The following is a 17,942-nucleotide window of genomic DNA, read 5'->3' as shown; positions in this document are numbered from 1 at the left end:
CAGAACGATTACAATATGTTCATCTTTTAATGTATCTATTTGTTTCAGAGGTTACTATCGGATAGAGCAAAACAAAGCTCAGTCCGATGATACAGTCGGCAAGATCGAGTCAGCTTGACAATAAATTAGTTTTAGCCCGTCATAATAAAGTTTTTTTGTTTGACAGACCGGGAGGATTAAATCATAATACTATCCATACTAAATGCATATGCTTTATACGAAAAAGGAGGATTATACGTGCTAGAGTTAAATGCATCATTAAGAAAGCCATTGTGGATAGGAACGTTAGCAGTTCTATTATTGGTGTTAGTTGCGGGATGCTCCGGATCGAAGAACGTTCCTGATCAAAATAATGGCGCTCAGCAGAGCACGAATCAAGGAGCGAATCAGAGTGCAAATACAGACAAACCTGCAGTGGGAGGAACTTTCGTCTATGGACGGCCTGCTTCAGTAACCTCGTTTGATTTACATAATGAGATTACGTCGAACAATGCCTTTGCCATTGACAAAGTATTTGAATCTTTGGTTACTTTCGATAGCAAAGGCAAAATTGTGGACTGGCTTGCCAAGTCACATAGCATCAGTGATGACGGCTTGACGTATACGTTTGTGCTGCGTGATGGCTTGAAGTTTTCCAATGGTACTGATGTTACGGTGGAGGATGCCATTTTCTCATTGCAGCGTCATTTGAAGGTTGGTGGTCCGCTGGCAATAGCGGCAAAGGTCGATACCATTAAAGCGAAAGATAGCAAAACGCTTGTTATTACACTTAAGGAGCCATATACACCGTTTATTTCTGAACTGTCCAACTTCTCCAACGGTATTCTTCCGAACAATTTCGGTGGAGTTTCCGAAAAAGAGTTTTTCAAGAAACCGGTAGGTACGGGGCCTTTCGTTGTTGAAAAGTGGGACCCTGCGGGCGATCTGACTTTCACCAAGAATCCGTACTATTGGCAAGAAGGTAAGCCATATATTAACAAGCTTGTTTACAAGCTGATTGAAGACGACAGCCAAGCTATCAACCAGCTTAAGGCGGGGGAAGTTGATGCGGTAGAGTCTTTGGCTCTGCAAAATGCTAATGAAATCAAGCAAGGAGCTGACACTTCAGTAGTAACCAATGGAAGTTGGGTGACAGAGCAATTGTTCTTCAATACGCTGGACAAGCATTTTTCAGATGTGCATGTCCGTCGTGCTTTGGCTCTGGCACTCGACCGTGAAGGCTTGACTAAGGCGCTTACCTTTGGCTATGCACAGACTGCAAATTCATTACTGCCAACAGCTATTTCATATAATTCAAATGATACGATCAAGGCACTGAACTTTGATATCAATGCGGCTAAGGAGGAGCTTGCCAAATCTGCCTTCCCGAAAGGATTCACGACAAAATTGCTTGTGGCATCTGGAGACAGCACAAGAGCACAAGAGGCGCAAATTATCCAGGCAGCGGGTAAAGCGATCGGTATCAACATCGAGATTGAATCCATTGAATTGGCCACTTTCCGTGAACGTTTCTTTGCCTATGATTTCGCGGTAATGCTCAACAGTGGTCAAGCCGATTCTCCCGATGCGAACTCTATTATTGCTTTCCAAACAGATCCGAAAGGCTTCAGCAAATCGTACTGGACGCATTACACGAATGATGAAGTAACCAAGCTTTTATATGAAGGTCAAAAAACGTTGGATGGTAAGGATCGTGCGGAGATTTACTCCAAGCTGCTGCAAACTCTTGCAGATGAAGTGCCGTACATTCCGCTTTATTATCCAGATATTTTGAAAGGTGTTCGTTCTTCAGTGAATAACATCGTTGTTTTACCTAACGGCAGCGTCCGCTTTGAAGAAGTTCAAATTAAAAAATGATGAAGTCCATTAAATCGTTATATCAACCAACAGGAATCAATACAACATGCGGTTGGCTTGTGATAGCTCTTGTAAGAGCATTGGTAGTAATCCTCTGTGTGATGACTGCAGTTTTTTTCATCATCAGAATCGTGCCAGGGGACCCCGCGAAAATGATTTTGGGAGAATACAGCACGCCTGAGGCCATCGAGAGTATGCATCATACTCTCGGGCTGGACCTCCCTTTATGGGAACAATTTATCAGGTTTGTGAAGACGCTGTTCACACAAGGAGACACCGGTAATTCAATTATTGTGGGTACTTCTACAAGAGAGTTGATTGCCGAACGTGCTCCCATTACTTTACTGCTCATTGTGATGGCCTGTGTTTTGGCGATCATTATTGCACTTCTGCTTGCTACGCTTGCAGCCACACATAAGGATAAGCTGCTGGATCATTTGATACGTATTCTTCCTACAATAACTCTGGGTATGCCAATCTTTTGGGTTGGTTTACTTTTGATTCTGGTTCTAAGTGTCAGTTTTCATTGGTTCCCCGTTGGAGGAGTAGGCGAAGGGTGGATTGGGACCTTGTACAGTCTCACACTTCCGGCAATTACCGTCGCATTTTCGCAGATTCCTACGCTGGTTCGTTCGTTAAGAGCGCAGATGCTTGAAGTATTGGAATCCGATTTTGTAGTCACATTGAAGGCTGCGGGAATACCCAGCAGGGTAATTCTGTTTAAGCATGTGCTGCGTAATTCTGCTCTTCCAACTCTTATGCTGCTTGGCGTAAATATTTCTTATCTTATCGGTGGTACACTGGTCGTAGAACAGGTGTTTGGCATCAAGGGAATTGGTAGTTTGCTGTTTACTTCAATTGCAAAACGCGATTTCCCGGTCATTCAAGGAATAGCACTTTACTGTGCGATATCTGTTGTGATCATCAGCCTCCTCATTGAAATCATTTCGCGGTGGCTTGATCCCAGAACGAAAGGAAAATAATGAGACATACAAGAATAGTCCCTCAATTGCATGAGTACGGTAAGAAGACAAGCATCATAAATCGAATATGGACTACCCCTTCCCTTCTGGTGGGAAGTATCATGTTTGGGGTACTTATTGTCTTGGCTGTGTTCATACCGTTTATTAGTCCTTATAATCCTTCCGAGCAAAATTTGAGTGCCTTTTTGCAGCCACCGTCAGCCGAACATTGGCTGGGGACAGATCAATTGGGACGCGATTTGTTTACGAGACTGATCTATGCTGCGCGAACTGATTTGAAAATCATGGTTCTGGCAGAAATTGTTCCATTTTGCACTGGTGTATTTCTGGGAATGCTTGCAGGGTATTATGGGAAATGGATTGATACTGTCATTACGCTGCTTACGGATACGTTTATCGCTTTTCCTTTTTATCTGATCGTTATTATCGTGGCTTTTGCCAGCGGAGCCGGTCAACGGGGCATTTATATCACTTTTATACTTGTAGGCTGGATTGTATTTGCCCGTGTAGTCAGAGGTCTTAGTGCATCTTTTCGCAAGCAAGACTGGGTAGCGTCCGCTCAAACTTTAGGACTGCCTGGAGTAAGAATTATCCTTCGTCATCTCCTGCCTAATGTACTGCCTCAAGCAGTTGTAGTCCTTATGACGGATATGGTTGGGTTGCTTGTGGCGATTGTTACGCTTGGTTATCTTGGCATCGGCATTACACCGCCAACCCCGGACTGGGGAACGATGATCTCGGATGGACAATCCTTCATAACTACAGCTTGGTGGCTCTCGGCAGTTCCGGGATTTGCGGTGGTCTACACGGGAATTGCTTTGTCACTTGTAGGTGATGGGTTGGCCGATATATGGAGGAAAAAATGATTTCTACAAGTCCGATTTTGGAAATAGAGGCACTGACGCTGGCAACAAAGTCAAATAAAAGATTAGTCAGCAATGTTAGCTTTTCACTAGGCAAAGGGGAGAGTGTAGGGTTAGTAGGCGAATCGGGTTCTGGAAAATCGCTTACGCTGCGTTCGATTCTTGGATTACTTCCTCGTGGAGTTGAGCAGACAGGAGGAAGCATTAAGAGTGACATAAGCAGCGCAATGGTTTTTCAAGACCCAAGAGGTGCGCTAGATCCACTCTGTCCAGTTGTCAAGCAGATTGCGGAAGTCGTTTATTACAGACAAAGATTAAGCCAAAAGGCTTCTCGTGCGATAGCTCTGGAATTGCTCGAAATGCTCGGTCTACCCGATTCTTTAAAGAGATCGGACCGATATCCGAACCAGCTTTCGGGTGGTCAGTGTCAACGAGTAGTCATCGCAATGGCACTGGCTTGCAAGCCGGGCATTCTTCTCTGTGATGAGCCGACAACTGCGCTGGACGTTACCGTTCAGCGGCATATTCTTGAAACGATCACTCGTCTGCAAAATGAACTGGGCTTTGCCATGGTGTTTGTTACGCATAATCTTGCAATTGCAGCTACCATGTGCTCAAAACTCTGTGTGATGAAAGAGGGGCAGATTGTTGAGCATGGCAATACCCTTGCTCTCTTGCAAAATCCGCAAAATCCTTACACACAGATGCTGATTAACTCAGTGCTTCCTTTGCCGAAGCTTGAAGGGAGTGAACATTCATGGAGTTAGCCTTGCAAGTAAAAAATGTAACGGTTCATTATAGCGGGGTTACTGCGCTGGATCGCATCAATCTGAATCTGCAGCACCATACTACCCTTGGCCTTGTCGGAGAGTCCGGTTCGGGCAAATCCACTCTGGCGCGGGTCATTGCCGGGTTGATCGCTCCTGATGAGGGGCAAATTCTGCTAGGTTCACAAGATTTGAAGAAAAAGAGAAGCCGTGAGCAGCACAAAATGATACAAATGATCTTCCAAAATCCGGATGCATCGTTGAATCCCAAACATTCCATCAGACAGATTCTTTCCGAAGCACTGATGTTTCATAAAATTGTGGATCGCACGGGGGTCGAGAAGAGATGTAAAGAGCTTTTGGCACGTGTACACATTGCAGAAAGCGCTTTGGACAGATTTCCTCACGAATTCTCCGGCGGTCAGCGCCAGCGGATAGCGATCGCACGTGCATTAAGCGTTGAGCCGAGCATTCTGATTGCAGATGAACCGACAAGCGCATTGGATGTTTCCGTACAACGGAGTGTGCTTGAACTGTTTAACATGCTCAAAGCAGAGCTTCATCTTACGATGCTGTTCATCTCCCATGATCTGGGGGTAATCCATGCAATTAGCGATACGGTAGCGGTCATGCGGCAGGGAAAACTTGTGGAGATCAATCCAAAGGATCAATTCTTCGCTCACCCTGAAACTGCATACAGTCGTGAGCTGTTGTCCGCTGTTCCGAAAATGCCTAAATTAAGTACATCAGGAGGTTTTTTATGAGCCAGGAACATAAAGGATTCGTACCACTTTTACTGTCTGAGTTCAATACGCTTACAAGCTTGTTCTCCAAGCTCTTGTTTACACAATATCCTCCAGTCATCATTCCTGGTGAGGCGATCTTGGGCATCGAGGCGATGGCAGCCGGGATATCTGCGCCTGGTCGTACGATTTTAAATATAGTAACAGGCCCCTATGGAAGTTTATTTGGAAAATGGCTTGAACGAGGCGGGGCAACGGTGGTTGAAGTTAAGGTCCCCTTTGATGAAGTGGTTACTGTGGAGGAGGTCGCTGCAGCGATTGAACGGTATAAACCGTGCGCGCTTTCCTTTGTTCAGGCTGAAGTGGTTACAGGTGGATCTAATCCTGCCAAAGAAATATTAAATATTGCACATGACTTTAACCTTATTACTGTGATGGACTCCGTTTCAGCGGTCGGGGGAGAGGCCCTGCTAGTTGATGAATGGGGAGTTGATTTTGTAGCTGTGGGTGCGCAAAAAGCCTTGGCTGGACCTAATGGCGTTAGTGCCGTAAGCATTTCACCACGTGGCTGGGAATTCCTTGAGTCCAATGAAAATGCGCCGCGCAATTCCATTTTATCCTTACTGGATATGAAACCATCACAGAATGGGTCCGCGTCGGTACGGGTTCCTGCCAACATTCCAACCTTGGAGGCCAGAGCTCTGATCTCGGCATTGACACGAATTGAGGAAGAAGGACTAGCACAAGTTATCAAGCGTCATGAATTGTCTGCATCATCCGCCATTGCCGGTATTAAGGCCCTGGGTGTTGAGCCTTGGCAGAAGGATAGCAAATACTATTCAACGCTGACTACGACGGTTCGGATTTCTCAAGAGCAGAACTTGCGTATCGATCAGCCTATTGGTATCGTAGCTCCTGGAGACGGAGAACTGTTTGGCAATCTTCTGCGAATAAACCATTTTGGAGCGAACGCTTGCCGGCAAAGCGTGGAAGAAGCCATCACGGCACTTGCCCAATTGTTGAATCAAGACCCTGATCATGCAATAAAGGCTATTCGGCTGATTTGGGGGAATGAACATGATCAATAAGCATCCCCAAGCGAAAATATTCAATCGTATTTTTATAGCAGGTATTGACGGGAAACGTTTCGATATTTCGATTAAAAATGGTCGGTTTTCATCTATTGTTGAGTCGGAGTCGCATAATGATCAGCCAACTCATCCAAGCAAAGATCTATGGATAAATCCAGGGGTTATTGATCTTCATACACATCTGGCCTGGACGGACTTTGACCATGCTGATCAATTGAAACGAGACAGCGGGGAGATCGAAGTAATGCAGGCACAGGCCTTTGAAGCAACCCTTCGGACCGGTGTAACGACGGCGCGCGATGCGGGCGGGATTCTGCCAAGCACCGTACAGCATCTCGTTTCGCACTATCAACAGCCTTTAAGAGTACAAACCAGCAGTGATATGCTTGGAGCAGCGGATGCCCGCGGTCTTAGGCATTTGGAACAACGAATGACAGAAATTTTTGATACAGGGGCAGGCTGGATCAAAATTATGGCAACAGGCGGTCTTGGATCACCTACTGAGAAAGTGCTTGATCCCGTTTTTTCGGAGGAAGAGTTCTCGTTCATTGTTCGCAATGCGCATGCTCATCATAAAATGGTCATGGTTCATACATGGGGCGGAGTGACGGTGGACTGGTCCATCCATGCTGGTGTGGAATCTGTAGAGCACGGAATGTTCTTGACCGAGGATCAGGCCGGCAGACTTGCACAATCTGGCATAGCCTTTGTGCCTACAACATCAATATATCGCATTGCTGCAGATCCAAAAGGCGTTCTGGGTTTGAACCAGGTTATTTGCGATCGGGCTGCTCGCGCTGCCGAAGCCCACTCTAAAGCCATTAGCTATGCAAAGAGAGCAGGGGTTCGCTTTGGATTCGGTACCGATTATGCCACACCTGCACTTCATGGTTACAATCTTCAAGAGCTGGATACGTTGATGGATTATGGCTTGACTCGGGCAGAAGCGTGGCAGGCCGCCACAGAAAACGCTGCTGATATTTTGGAAAGTGGTAACGAATTGGGACATATTGCAGAAGGTTATATTGCGGATGCGATTATTTTTGATGCCGATCCGTATCAGGCGCAAAATGCAGCTGCACTGCAGAAGAGCATCGTTTCCGTCATTACCGGAACGCAGGAATCAGATTTGATTCGGGCATTGGACGAAAGTGATAGTTAAAAATTAAGGGATATATATAAAGCCGCCATAATGGCGGCTTTTCGTATTGTTCTTAGCTCATCTGTAGTTGATAATTTTTTGGTAAGAAAATGAAAATAATTAATCGAGAAAGACAGAGAAGGATATGCTATATTAGCTATTGAAGTGTGAATGTGAAAAGTCTCCGCCAGTCAATTAAAAAAAGCACACTTGAAGCATTCATTAAGAGAACAATTAAAAAGATTAGATGAGAAGAAGGGTGGTTATCGTTTTGAATATAGAAAATATCGAGGCATTCGTCTATGCTGTTCATCTAGGGAGTTTTGTTAAAGCAGCTGAGGCACTTTATCTTACCCAACCTTCTGTAACTGCCCGTATTCACTCCCTGGAACGTGAGCTCAATGCGGAACTATTTCATCGTTCTGGGAAGCAAATCTCAATAAATGAAAAGGGGAAGTCATTTTTACCATATGCAGAAAACATTTTACAATCTTACCAGGAAGCCAAATTAAGCTTGCACCAACCGATACTTACTCTGGATAAATTGAAAATTGGATGTGCTACTTCAATCGCGAATTACATTATCCCTGAAATTCTTCCCGCTTTTAAAACTAAATTCCCCAATGTGAACGTCAAAATTCTAACCGGACATTCTAATGATATATTAGACAAGGTTCTTAATAACGAGGTGGATTTCGGAATGGTTCGAACCGTTACACATCCCCAAATTGAATCTGAGATATTTCGTCATGATCCAATTGGGTTGTTTGTCCCTATCAACCATCCTCTATTGCTCAATAGTCAGGTAACAATTGAAGAAGTCAGTGAAGAACCGCTCATATTTTTTGATTATGGATCGGTAGACTGGCTTATGATTTATGGCTTATTTGAATCCAAAAATCTAAAGCCAAATGTGGTTCTTGAAGTGGATAGTATGGAAGCTGCAAAAAATTTAGTGGTAAATGGAATGGGAATTAGCTTTTTACCGGAGCATTGTGTGAAGAAAGAGCTGGAAAGCGGGCAGTTATTCCGTGTGCCATTGGTCTCATCCGGGAGATTTGATGTAAAAATTGATTTTATCTACACAAAGGGAAACCATAAACCTCCATATATAGAGTATTTTATTAAAAAATAGCTGGCTACAACTGATCCAGAGTTTTTCAACTGATGAATATAACGATTGCCTATTATTTTATTTCTATATAGATTTATCCTATATAGAAATAAAATACATTTAATTTTCTACATGGCACCCTATAACTTAAAATAATTGCAGGTCCAAATAAATGTAAGCGATTACACTTTTCTGACCGCAATCTAAGAATAGGGGATGAAGATTAAAGATGAAAAAGTTGGGACTAGCATGGCAAATATTCATCGGACTGGCTCTAGGCATTGCAGTAGGTGCCATATTCTACGGAAATCCTCTAGTAACGGCGATTTTGACGCCGGTTGGTGATGTATTTATCCGTCTAATTAAAATGATTGTTTTGCCTATTGTCATTTCTTCTCTAGTAGTAGGTATAGCGGGCTCTGGAGATATGAAAAAATTGGGGAAGATAGGCTTTAAAACGATTCTGTATTTTGAAATTATAACTACTGTAGCAATAGTTATAGGTTTGTTCGCGGGAAATATTTTCAAACCAGGAACAGGCATTGATATGTCGCAACTGGCCAAAACTGATATACACCAATATGTAAATACCGCAGAAAACGCTAGTCATCACAGTATGGCTGACACGTTCGTTAATATCGTTCCGACAAACATCGTTCAAGCTATGGGTAACGGCGATTTGCTAGCCATCATTTTCTTCTCTGTACTGTTTGGGGTCGGTATTTCTGTAATTGGTGAAAAGGGTAAACCGGTGATTCATTTTTTGGAAGCCGTCTCTGAAACGATGTTCTGGATGACCAATCAGATCATGAAATTGGCCCCTATCGGTGTGTTTGCTTTGATTGGTGTTACAGTTGCTAAATTTGGCGTTTCCTCTTTAATACCGCTTGGCAAACTGGTAATTATACTCTATTTGTCCATGTTTGTGTTTGTGCTTGTCGTATTAGGTATAGTAGCAAAAATGTGTGGCACCAGCATTGTGAAAATTTTAAAATTATTGAAGGATGAAATTATTCTGGCTTTCTCGACCGCAAGCTCGGAAGCCGTTCTACCGAAACTGATGCTTAAGATGGAACAATTTGGATGCCCAAAATCGATTGTATCCTTTGTCGTTCCTACCGGATATACTTTTAATTTGGCCGGCTCTGCACTGTATCAATCGCTGGCTACTCTATTTATTGTACAAATGTATGGTATCAATTTACCGATCTGGTCACAGATCAGCATAGTGGTGGTATTAATGTTAACCTCCAAAGGGATGGCTGGTGTTTCCGGCGCTTCCCTGGTTGTTCTGCTAGCTACCGTAAATTCCGTAGGCCTTCCTGTTGAAGGTGTTGCGCTGATTGCTGGAATCGATCGTATTCTCGATATGGCGAGAACCGTTGTTAACGTGGTAGGTAACGGTATAGCTTCAGTCGTTGTTTCCAAATGGGAAGGCCAGTTTGATCATGGAAAAGCAGATACTCAAAAATAAATTACTTTATCCTTATTGCTTTCCAATTGTTTCTGTTGGATATATAGAATTTCTATATTTGAATAAATCCTCTTAATATACACTGCTTACCACTCAGGACTTATACTTTTAATGTGCAAAAGAAAAAAAGTGGAGGTAATCTTCATGATAAAAACCGTTGGGATTATGGGAGGGATGGGACCACTTGCAACAGTCGATTTGATGGACAAAATTATTCGACTAACCCCTGCCCAAAATGACCAGGATCATATTCATATGATCGTTGATAATTATCCTCAGATTCCGGATCGTACATCAGCCATCATGGGTAAAGGCAATGATCCCCTTCCCTTTATGAAACAATCTGCCAAGAGATTGGAGGATGCCGGTGCGGATTTGATTGTAATCGCTTGCAATACTGCACATTATTATCTGCAAGACATTCAGGAAACCGTTAGGGCTCCGATTGTTAATATGCCCAAAGAAACGGCAAGTTTCATAGACGAGGCTGGTATAAGACGTGTCTCATTGTTAGCGACTGACGGTACATTGAAAACCTTGCTATATCAAAACGCTCTCCATGAAAAAGGTATTACTGTGCTGGAGCCTGATGAGATTACACAAGCTATCGTAATGGAAGGTATTTATTCAGTAAAAGCTGGACATATCGAAAAAGGCAAGCGTTTATTGGTGAACGCCTTTCAAACGATGATTGCCAAAGGAACGGAGGCCGTTGTTGCAGCTTGCACAGAGATTCCAATTGTTTTGAATGAAGTAGACGGGATTAAAGTAATAGATCCAACTTATATTTTAGCCAAGAGGGTTGTAGATGTTGCCTACCGGGAGCATGTGTTGTAAATGAGACTTTGAAACTAGAAGTAAGGGAGTTAAAAACTCATGAATGAATATCGTAAAGAAAAAGATTTTCTTGGAGAAAAAGAAGTTCCATCTCAAGCCTACTACGGTATACAAACTGCTCGAGCATTGGAGAATTTTCCAATCACAGGCTATCGTATCCATGAATCGTTAATTCGTGCCATGGCTACGGTTAAAAAGGCGGCAGCGTTGGCTAATATGGAGATTGGGCAATTGAATCCACATATCGGTAATGCGATCGTATTGGCAGCACAAGAAATCATGGACGGTAAATGGCATGACCAATTTATAGTTGATCCTATTCAAGGCGGAGCAGGCACATCCATCAACATGAATACCAACGAGGTTATCGCCAACCGGGCGATCGAGCTGCTGGGGGGAACCAAGGGGGATTATTTCAAAGTGAGCCCCAACACCCATGTGAATATGGCTCAGTCAACCAACGATGCTTTTCCCACGGCGATTCATATTGCAACACTTTCTTTGATTGATAAGCTGATCGTCACGATGAAGGAGATGCACGCAGCATTTCAGACTAAAGCTGTACAGTTCGACGGGATTATCAAAATGGGCCGTACTCATCTGCAAGATGGCGTGCCGATCCGTCTTGGACAGGAGTTTGAGGCCTACAGCAGAGTGCTGGAACGTGATATCAAGAGGATCAGTCAGACTCGCGGCCATTTGTACGAAGTTAACATGGGTGCAACAGCCGTCGGTACTGGTTTAAATGCCGATCCCCGATACATTAAACGGGTCGTTGAATATCTTGCCGAGCTCAGCGGGTTGCCGCTTACCAATGCCACGCACCTGGTGGACGGGACACAAAATACGGATGCTTACACTGAGGTGTCCGCCGCTTTAAAAGTTTGCATGATCAACATGTCGAAAATTGCTAATGACCTCCGTTTGCTTGCCTCCGGGCCTCGCACCGGGCTGGGGGAATTGAGTTTGCCGGCACGCCAACCCGGTTCGTCCATTATGCCGGGCAAGGTCAATCCGGTTATGGCAGAGGTAGTGAACCAGGTGGCGTTTCAGGTCATCGGCAATGACCATACGATTTGTCTGGCCTCCGAAGCGGGGCAGCTTGAACTAAATGTTATGGAGCCTGTACTCGTATTCAATTTGCTGCAATCGCTCAGCATGATGAATCAGGTGTTCAACGTATTCCGGGTGTATTGTTTGGAGGAAATCGAAGCAAACGTAGAGCGCTGTAAAGAGTATGTGGAGAAAAGTGTGGGGGTCATAACGGCGCTCAACCCGCACTTAGGCTATGAGACAGTAGCGAGAATCGCGCGTGAGGCGATTTTAACGGGGCGTCCGGTACGCGAACTGTGCCTTCTTTATAACGTTTTAACGGAAGAGGAGCTTGAGATCATTCTTAACCCATATGAGATGACGAATCCAGGTATCGCAGGAGCAGAATTATTGGAAAAGAATTAAAGAGAGGCGTGCAATAAGCGCTCAACGAAAGCAAAGGGAGAGTGACCAAAAATGTCAGTGTCAAGCGGTGCCAGCACTTATATGATATTTCGGATTCAAAAAGATAAAGGACGAACCCCTCTCAGCGATATCGCTGCAATGATTGAAAAAACGAGCGGGGATATTGTGGGGATTGATGTCATTTCGTCCGATCACACGAGCACCATCCACGATATCGCTGTGAACGTATTCGATCAAGCGCACAGCCAATTGATCAGCGAGTCGCTTCAGAAGCTAAGTGGTGTCAAAATGATTAACGTGTCAGACCGGACTTTCCTTGCACATTTGGGCGGGAAGATTGAAATTGCCTCAAAAATATCGGTGAAGAGCCGTGAAGAATTGTCACGGGTGTATACCCCCGGTGTCGCCAGCGTATGTATGGCGATTGCGGAACAGCCGAGCAAAGCCTACTCACTGACGATCAAACACAATACGATCGCCGTGGTTACCGATGGAACGGCCGTTCTGGGGCTTGGCGATATCGGACCGCTAGCGGCTATGCCAGTAATGGAAGGCAAGGCTATGTTGTTCAAGGAATTCGCAGACGTGGACGCTTTTCCGATTTGCCTGGACATGAAAGACCCAGACGAAATGGTCCGAACCATTAAGGCACTGGCTCCGGCATTTGGGGGCATCAATTTGGAGGATATTTCGGCACCGCGCTGCTTCGAAATTGAGGAGCGTTTGAAACGGGAGCTGGATATCCCTGTGTTTCACGATGACCAGCACGGAACAGCCGTTGCCCTGCTAGCAGGTTTGTTGAATGCACTCAAGATTACCGGCAAGCAAATGTCGGAGATTAAGGTCATTGTCAACGGCATCGGTGCAGCGGGTATCGCTTGCTCAAAAATGTTGCTGTCCGCCGGCGTGAAAAATTTGATCGGGGTGGACCGTAATGGGGCTCTTCATCGGAATGCACATTACGATAATCCTTATTGGACTGCGTTTGCTCAAATAACGAATCCGAATCTGGAAACTGGCAACTTGTCCGAAGTGATCAAGAATGCGGATGTTTTTATTGGCGTATCGGCTCCGAACATTCTAAAGGTGGATGACGTTCGTTCTATGGCGAAGGACCCCATCGTCTTTGCTATGGCGAACCCGATTCCGGAGATTGATCCGGAGTTGGCCAAACCTTACGTTAAGGTCTTGGCGACCGGGAGGTCCGATGGTCACAATCAGATCAACAATGTGCTTTGCTTTCCGGGGATTTTCCGCGGCGCATTGGATTGCAGGGCGAGTGAAATCAATGAAGCCATGAAGCTTGCGGCTGCACAAGCGATCGCATCCGTCGTTACAGATGACGAACTGAGCGAAACGTATATTATCCCGAGCGTATTTAATCAGGAAGTAGTAAAAAAGGTTAGAGATGCCGTAATTGAAGCGGCGTATCGTACCGGGGTTGCACAGAAAAGCATGAGAGATGCGAATTACGAAGTCAGTGTTCGATAACCGTACATGTCCTTAGCTCGCTCCCATTTCTTCATTAGATTTCGCAATTCCACTCTCATCAATCACCGTAATGATGGGAGCATGTATCAAATGGATTAAGTAGTCTGATTGTTTTGATTGATGCGTTTCCTGATATGATAAACAATGAGCAGGATTAACGGGAAAGCAAAGGCATGTGTGAGATCCCAATCTACCCAGTAGGCTGGGATCTCCTTGACGTAGAAAATAATATCTTTTGCAATCAGATGCGACAGTCCGTAAATCAGAAACGCCACTGGAAAGATCAATGGCCGATAGGATTTAAGCTTTAATAGCTGAGCTGTCCCCAAGACAAATGCGTGGAAGAACAGCACTGTCTTGAAATAGGTGCTAATGATCCACGTGGTGGCCATTAACGCCTCGATCCGCTGCAGAAAATTAGCAATGTTGACTCTCTGGGCAAGAATATAGGCAGCGTAAAATTCGTGCTCAGAGAAATATGCTCCGAGTACTGTCAGGGAGAGAAACAAAATGAGGTTGAGTGCAACTCCCCCGATCAATAGGGAGATAAATAAATTGCGGCTTGTATTACTTTGTTTTTGGACATAGGGATACACCATGAAGAACACGCAAATTTCTCCAAAGGGATAAAATACGCCGAACATAACGGTGTGCAGCATGTCAGGAAACGGTGTATTCAAAATAGGATGGATACGCTCGATCTTGACATCGGGGAACAGGAGAACGATTAGGCAAATCAGAAAAAACGCAAAGAACGGGAAAAAAATCTGGGCTGCTCTTCCAAGTGTTTCAAGACCCAGCCGCAAGCCATACACCAGCAGAACAATCGCCATGAAACGAATGACCCCGCCGGGTGTCGCCTCGTAAATCTGGGTGCACATGAAATCTTCGATTTCTCTGACATAGGTGGAGGCTGCAATCAGGTAAAAGAATAAATAGCTCAACGCTACAACTCCACCCACCCATTTTCCTAATACTTGTAATGAAAGTTCGATAATCGTTTTGGTTGGATCAATATTTGATGCAGATACCATCAGCTTTACGATTGCAAGTCCTAGCGGAATACTAATCAAGCCGGCAATCCATGCATCCTCGTGGGCTCCTGTTGTTATTGCCGCAGGATAAACAAGTGCCATTTCCCCGATGAGTGAGAAAAGCGCAAGCATCATCATTTGAGCCGTACTGATCCGGTCTTTTTCAAGATTCATGAGATTCCTCCAAATCTGCTGCAAACTGCCCCTCAAGTTTTCTTTTGTCATTTCCTTTAGTATGTGATTTTATAACATAATTATTAATTGATAGGTGAAAAGGGATGTAACGGAATAATTCTCAACTTCTTCTGCCATACTATTTGCAGCTTGCTCACGGAATGCGGAGGTTGTGACATGAAGGATACCATTACGGGCACACTATCACATCGCCTGGAGGACAATGTGGTGCAGTTGGTTCAACTGCTCGGGACAAGCAACGATTTGATCACTAAAGAGCTGCAGCTGGATGAGTCTACACATATCGCTTTGCTTTATATTGATGGTCTTGTGGATACTCAGGTACTGCATAACTCCATATTATTTTCACTTCAGGAACGCTGTACCCCTGAGCAGATGAGAGATCTTGATGCTAATCAGAAGATGGAGCTTTTGCGAAAACGTTTGCTGATTGCGGGGGATCTGTCCGTTACACATGACCTTAGGCAATTTGTTCATGAGCTGCTATCCGGTAATATCATGGTGCTGGTGGATGGAACATCCAGCGCCCTGCGGATCGGACTGCCTGGATGGGAGGACCGCAATGTAGGCGAACCAAGCTCGCAATCAGTTGTACGTGGGCCGATGGAAGGGTTCACGGAAAATTTGCGCACGAACACGGCATTGCTCCGAAGGAAGATTAAAGACAGCCAATTGTGGCTGGAAACTTTCCAGATCGGTAGGGTGACTCAAACCAGCGTATCCATTATGTATCTCACCAACATCGCAAACCCTGACCTGGTGCAGGAAGTGAAGCGCAGATTGGCCAAAATAGATACGGACAGTATTCTGGAGAGCGGATATATCGAGGAGTTCATTCAAGATACGGCTGCTACGCCGTTTCCCACGATCTTTAACAGCGATCGGCCGGATACTATCGCAGCGGGAATCCTGGAAGGCAAAGTGGCGATTCTTGTGGATGGAACACCATTTGTCCTGTTGGTGCCTACTTTTTTTGTTGCCTTTTTTCAATCTGCCGAAGATTATTATCAGCGGGCCGATATTGCCACTTTGCTGCGGTTTATCCGTTTTCTTTCTTTTTTTATTACGTTGCTTGCCCCTTCTTTTTATGTGGCGGTTACGACTTATCATCAGGAGATGATCCCTACCAATCTGGTTATCAGCCTTGCCGCACAGAGGGAAAGCGTTCCTTTTCCCGCATTTGTTGAGGCGATGCTCATGGAATTAACATATGAGATTCTGCGGGAAGCAGGAGTAAGAATTCCCAAAAATATAGGGCAGGCGATATCCATTGTTGGAACACTTGTTATAGGCCAGGCGGCGGTTGCAGCGGGTTTTATCTCTTCAGCGATGGTTATCATTGTATCCATTACGGCTATAGCCAGTTTTGTCATACCAGAGTCGGGCATGTCGATAGCTGCAAGAATCATTCGTTTTGTACTTATCGGTCTGGCTGGCTTTCTTGGATTATACGGGATTCTATTCGGTGTCTTTTTGATCGTGCTTCATTTGGCGGGTCTGCGTTCTTTTGGCATGCCCTATATGAGTCCGATCGGGCCATACCGCTTAAATGATCTGAAGGATTCCATCTTCCGCTTTCCCTGGCCGCTTCTAAAGACAAGGCCGGCAGAAAGTATGGTTCAAAACCTTGATCGTCAAAGGACAACCAAGCGAAAGGAGTCGGCAGATGAGCCCAAAAAACCGTAAAACTGTTTCGCGACTGCTGCTTGTCCTTTTGGTCCCTATGCTGCTCAGCGGGTGCTGGGAAAGGCAGGAGTTAAACGAAATGGCTTTTGTGCTGGGAATGGGGCTAGATAAGGCTGAATCTGGCTATAAGGTTACGCTGCAGGTGGTTATTCCTTCAGCAATTGCCTCGCAGACGTCAGGAGGGACGGGAGGTGCCGGGGTGCCGGTGATTGTATCTACCTTCACGGTACCCACGATCTATGAAGCCCAGCGCAAGTACAGTCTCGAAAGCGCGCGAGCCAGCTACTATGGGCATATCCGTATCCTGGTGATCGGAGAGGAGCTTGCCCGGGCCGGAATTGGCGAGGTACTTGATATGCTGAAGCGGAGCCGAGAGCCGCGTAATGATTTCTACGCTATGGTCGCCAAAGATACCACTGCCGAAGATGTCCTGAAGGTCCTTACCCCGCTAGAGAAATTGCCGGCAAGTAAATTGTATAATTCCCTGGACCAATCATATAAGGCATCGGCAAAAACAGTCGCTGTTCCTTTGAACCAATTTATTGAAGATTTGCTGTACGAGGGGAAGAATCCGGTGTTGACCGGAGTGAAGTTGTCCGGCAATGTCAGTGAGGGCGAAAAGAAGAGCAATGTGGAAGATAGCTCACCCTCAACCAGATTACGCTACAGTAATATAGCCGTATTCCGGAGGGATAAGATGATCGGGTGGTTAAGTGATAACGAGACGATCGGCTACAATTATGTCACCAATAATGTTGTTAAAAGCTCGGGGCCTGTAAAAGGAGACGACGGACGACCCATCGTTATTGAAGCACTTCATACAGACACCAAACGAAAAGTCAAGATTATTGACGGCAAACCACATATTTACATCCATGTAAAGGCCTTGTGTAATGTTGAAGAGGTAATGAGCAAAGATAATCTGGAGGCAGAGCGCGTGATTACAGAGCTGGAAAGAAAATCGGAAGAAAAAATTATCTTTCGGATGAGAACGGCAGTTGAGCAAATTAATGAGCGCTACAATGTGGATACTATGGGCTTTGGACAGTTGATCTATCGTAACAATCCCCAAGCTTGGGCTAAGTTGCAAAGGGAAAAAGGGGACAATTACCTAAAATCGCTACCCATCCATTACAAAGCCAGCGTGTCGATTAACCGGATTGGCATTACAGACAAATCCTTTCTTCAAGATATTAAGGAGTGAGCGA

At 45.0% G+C, this 17,942-nt stretch carries 15 protein-coding genes; 14 read left to right on the top strand and 1 reads right to left on the bottom strand.

The annotated features are described in order from the left end of the window. Positions 1-237 precede the first annotated feature (237 nt). The 12 genes from BAZ21_RS13130 (at position 238) to BAZ21_RS13075 (ending at position 13,819) form a co-directional block, all read left to right on the top strand. The gene (locus tag BAZ21_RS13130) at positions 238-1,857 is read left to right on the top strand and encodes an ABC transporter substrate-binding protein (RefSeq protein WP_068501127.1); all 1,620 of its coding nucleotides are present in this window, start codon (positions 238-240) and stop codon (positions 1,855-1,857) included. Beyond that, positions 1,854-2,840: an ABC transporter permease gene (locus tag BAZ21_RS13125; RefSeq protein WP_256020861.1), complete on the top strand. Its 987-nt coding sequence runs from the start codon at positions 1,854-1,856 to the stop codon at positions 2,838-2,840. Before BAZ21_RS13130 ends, BAZ21_RS13125 begins: the two co-directional genes overlap by 4 nt. Then, positions 2,840-3,706 (top strand): ABC transporter permease, encoded by an 867-nt coding sequence (locus tag BAZ21_RS13120; RefSeq protein WP_141694973.1) that lies wholly within the window; start codon positions 2,840-2,842, stop codon positions 3,704-3,706. The genes BAZ21_RS13125 and BAZ21_RS13120 overlap by 1 nt, the downstream gene beginning before the upstream one ends. Then, positions 3,703-4,470: an ABC transporter ATP-binding protein gene (locus BAZ21_RS13115; RefSeq protein WP_256020858.1), complete on the top strand. Its 768-nt coding sequence runs from the start codon at positions 3,703-3,705 to the stop codon at positions 4,468-4,470. Before BAZ21_RS13120 ends, BAZ21_RS13115 begins: the two co-directional genes overlap by 4 nt. Continuing rightward, entirely contained in the window at positions 4,461-5,234 is a 774-nt protein-coding gene (locus BAZ21_RS13110) for an ABC transporter ATP-binding protein (RefSeq protein ID WP_068501113.1), read from the top strand. Before BAZ21_RS13115 ends, BAZ21_RS13110 begins: the two co-directional genes overlap by 10 nt. Then, entirely contained in the window at positions 5,231-6,301 is a 1,071-nt protein-coding gene (locus BAZ21_RS13105; protein ID WP_068501110.1) for a pyridoxal-phosphate-dependent aminotransferase family protein, read from the top strand. Before BAZ21_RS13110 ends, BAZ21_RS13105 begins: the two co-directional genes overlap by 4 nt. Further along, complete coding sequence (locus BAZ21_RS13100; protein ID WP_068501107.1) at positions 6,291-7,466, top strand: amidohydrolase family protein; 1,176 nt, start codon at positions 6,291-6,293, stop codon at positions 7,464-7,466. Before BAZ21_RS13105 ends, BAZ21_RS13100 begins: the two co-directional genes overlap by 11 nt. 250 nt (positions 7,467-7,716) lie before the next feature. Beyond that, on the top strand, positions 7,717-8,580 hold the full coding sequence (locus tag BAZ21_RS13095) for a LysR family transcriptional regulator (RefSeq protein ID WP_068501105.1): 864 nt from the start codon (positions 7,717-7,719) through the stop codon (positions 8,578-8,580). Between the two features lie 208 nt (positions 8,581-8,788). Next, positions 8,789-10,033 carry a cation:dicarboxylate symporter family transporter gene (locus tag BAZ21_RS13090; RefSeq protein ID WP_068501102.1) on the top strand — a complete coding sequence of 415 codons (1,245 nt, stop codon included), beginning with the start codon at positions 8,789-8,791 and terminating at the stop codon, positions 10,031-10,033. Between the two features lie 144 nt (positions 10,034-10,177). Then, a complete protein-coding gene (locus BAZ21_RS13085) occupies positions 10,178-10,870 on the top strand; it encodes an aspartate/glutamate racemase family protein (protein ID WP_068501098.1) in 693 nt (230 codons plus the stop codon). A 39-nt stretch (positions 10,871-10,909) separates the two neighbouring features. Further along, complete coding sequence (gene aspA, locus BAZ21_RS13080) at positions 10,910-12,328, top strand: aspartate ammonia-lyase (protein WP_068501095.1); 1,419 nt, start codon at positions 10,910-10,912, stop codon at positions 12,326-12,328. An 81-nt stretch (positions 12,329-12,409) separates the two neighbouring features. Continuing rightward, positions 12,410-13,819 carry an NAD-dependent malic enzyme gene (locus BAZ21_RS13075; RefSeq protein WP_373441559.1) on the top strand — a complete coding sequence of 470 codons (1,410 nt, stop codon included), beginning with the start codon at positions 12,410-12,412 and terminating at the stop codon, positions 13,817-13,819. Positions 13,820-13,914: 95 nt separating this feature from the next. Here the strand turns inward: BAZ21_RS13075 and BAZ21_RS13070 are convergent, their stop codons facing one another. Next, the gene (locus BAZ21_RS13070) at positions 13,915-15,027 is read right to left on the bottom strand and encodes a GerAB/ArcD/ProY family transporter (protein WP_068501089.1); all 1,113 of its coding nucleotides are present in this window, start codon (positions 15,025-15,027) and stop codon (positions 13,915-13,917) included. Positions 15,028-15,204: 177 nt separating this feature from the next. Here BAZ21_RS13070 and BAZ21_RS13065 point away from each other — a divergent pair, with 177 nt between their 5' ends. Both BAZ21_RS13065 and BAZ21_RS13060 read left to right on the top strand, forming a co-directional pair. Next, positions 15,205-16,734, top strand: a complete 1,530-nt coding sequence (locus tag BAZ21_RS13065) for a spore germination protein (RefSeq protein ID WP_068501085.1) — start codon at positions 15,205-15,207, stop codon at positions 16,732-16,734. Further along, complete coding sequence (locus BAZ21_RS13060; protein ID WP_068501082.1) at positions 16,715-17,938, top strand: Ger(x)C family spore germination protein; 1,224 nt, start codon at positions 16,715-16,717, stop codon at positions 17,936-17,938. Before BAZ21_RS13065 ends, BAZ21_RS13060 begins: the two co-directional genes overlap by 20 nt. Positions 17,939-17,942 lie beyond the last annotated feature (4 nt).

The sequence above is a fragment of the Paenibacillus kribbensis genome (assembly GCF_001705305.1).
Taxonomy (GTDB): Bacteria; Bacillota; Bacilli; order Paenibacillales; family Paenibacillaceae; genus Paenibacillus; species Paenibacillus kribbensis_B.
Note: the sequence above shows the minus strand (reverse complement) of the source record. Positions and strands in the feature narration are given on the sequence as shown.

Coding starts and splice junctions, on each gene's coding strand:
- BAZ21_RS13100 (WP_068501107.1), top strand. CDS start 6,291: ATGATCAATAAGCATCCCCAAGCGAAAATATTCAATCGTATTTTTATA.
- BAZ21_RS13110 (WP_068501113.1), top strand. CDS start 4,461: ATGGAGTTAGCCTTGCAAGTAAAAAATGTAACGGTTCATTATAGCGGG.
- BAZ21_RS13090 (WP_068501102.1), top strand. CDS start 8,789: ATGAAAAAGTTGGGACTAGCATGGCAAATATTCATCGGACTGGCTCTA.
- BAZ21_RS13070 (WP_068501089.1), bottom strand. CDS start 15,027: ATGAATCTTGAAAAAGACCGGATCAGTACGGCTCAAATGATGATGCTT.
- BAZ21_RS13085 (WP_068501098.1), top strand. CDS start 10,178: ATGATAAAAACCGTTGGGATTATGGGAGGGATGGGACCACTTGCAACA.
- BAZ21_RS13120 (WP_141694973.1), top strand. CDS start 2,840: ATGAGACATACAAGAATAGTCCCTCAATTGCATGAGTACGGTAAGAAG.
- BAZ21_RS13075 (WP_373441559.1), top strand. CDS start 12,410: ATGATATTTCGGATTCAAAAAGATAAAGGACGAACCCCTCTCAGCGAT.
- BAZ21_RS13125 (WP_256020861.1), top strand. CDS start 1,854: ATGATGAAGTCCATTAAATCGTTATATCAACCAACAGGAATCAATACA.
- BAZ21_RS13105 (WP_068501110.1), top strand. CDS start 5,231: ATGAGCCAGGAACATAAAGGATTCGTACCACTTTTACTGTCTGAGTTC.
- BAZ21_RS13060 (WP_068501082.1), top strand. CDS start 16,715: ATGAGCCCAAAAAACCGTAAAACTGTTTCGCGACTGCTGCTTGTCCTT.
- BAZ21_RS13115 (WP_256020858.1), top strand. CDS start 3,703: ATGATTTCTACAAGTCCGATTTTGGAAATAGAGGCACTGACGCTGGCA.
- BAZ21_RS13065 (WP_068501085.1), top strand. CDS start 15,205: ATGAAGGATACCATTACGGGCACACTATCACATCGCCTGGAGGACAAT.
- aspA (WP_068501095.1), top strand. CDS start 10,910: ATGAATGAATATCGTAAAGAAAAAGATTTTCTTGGAGAAAAAGAAGTT.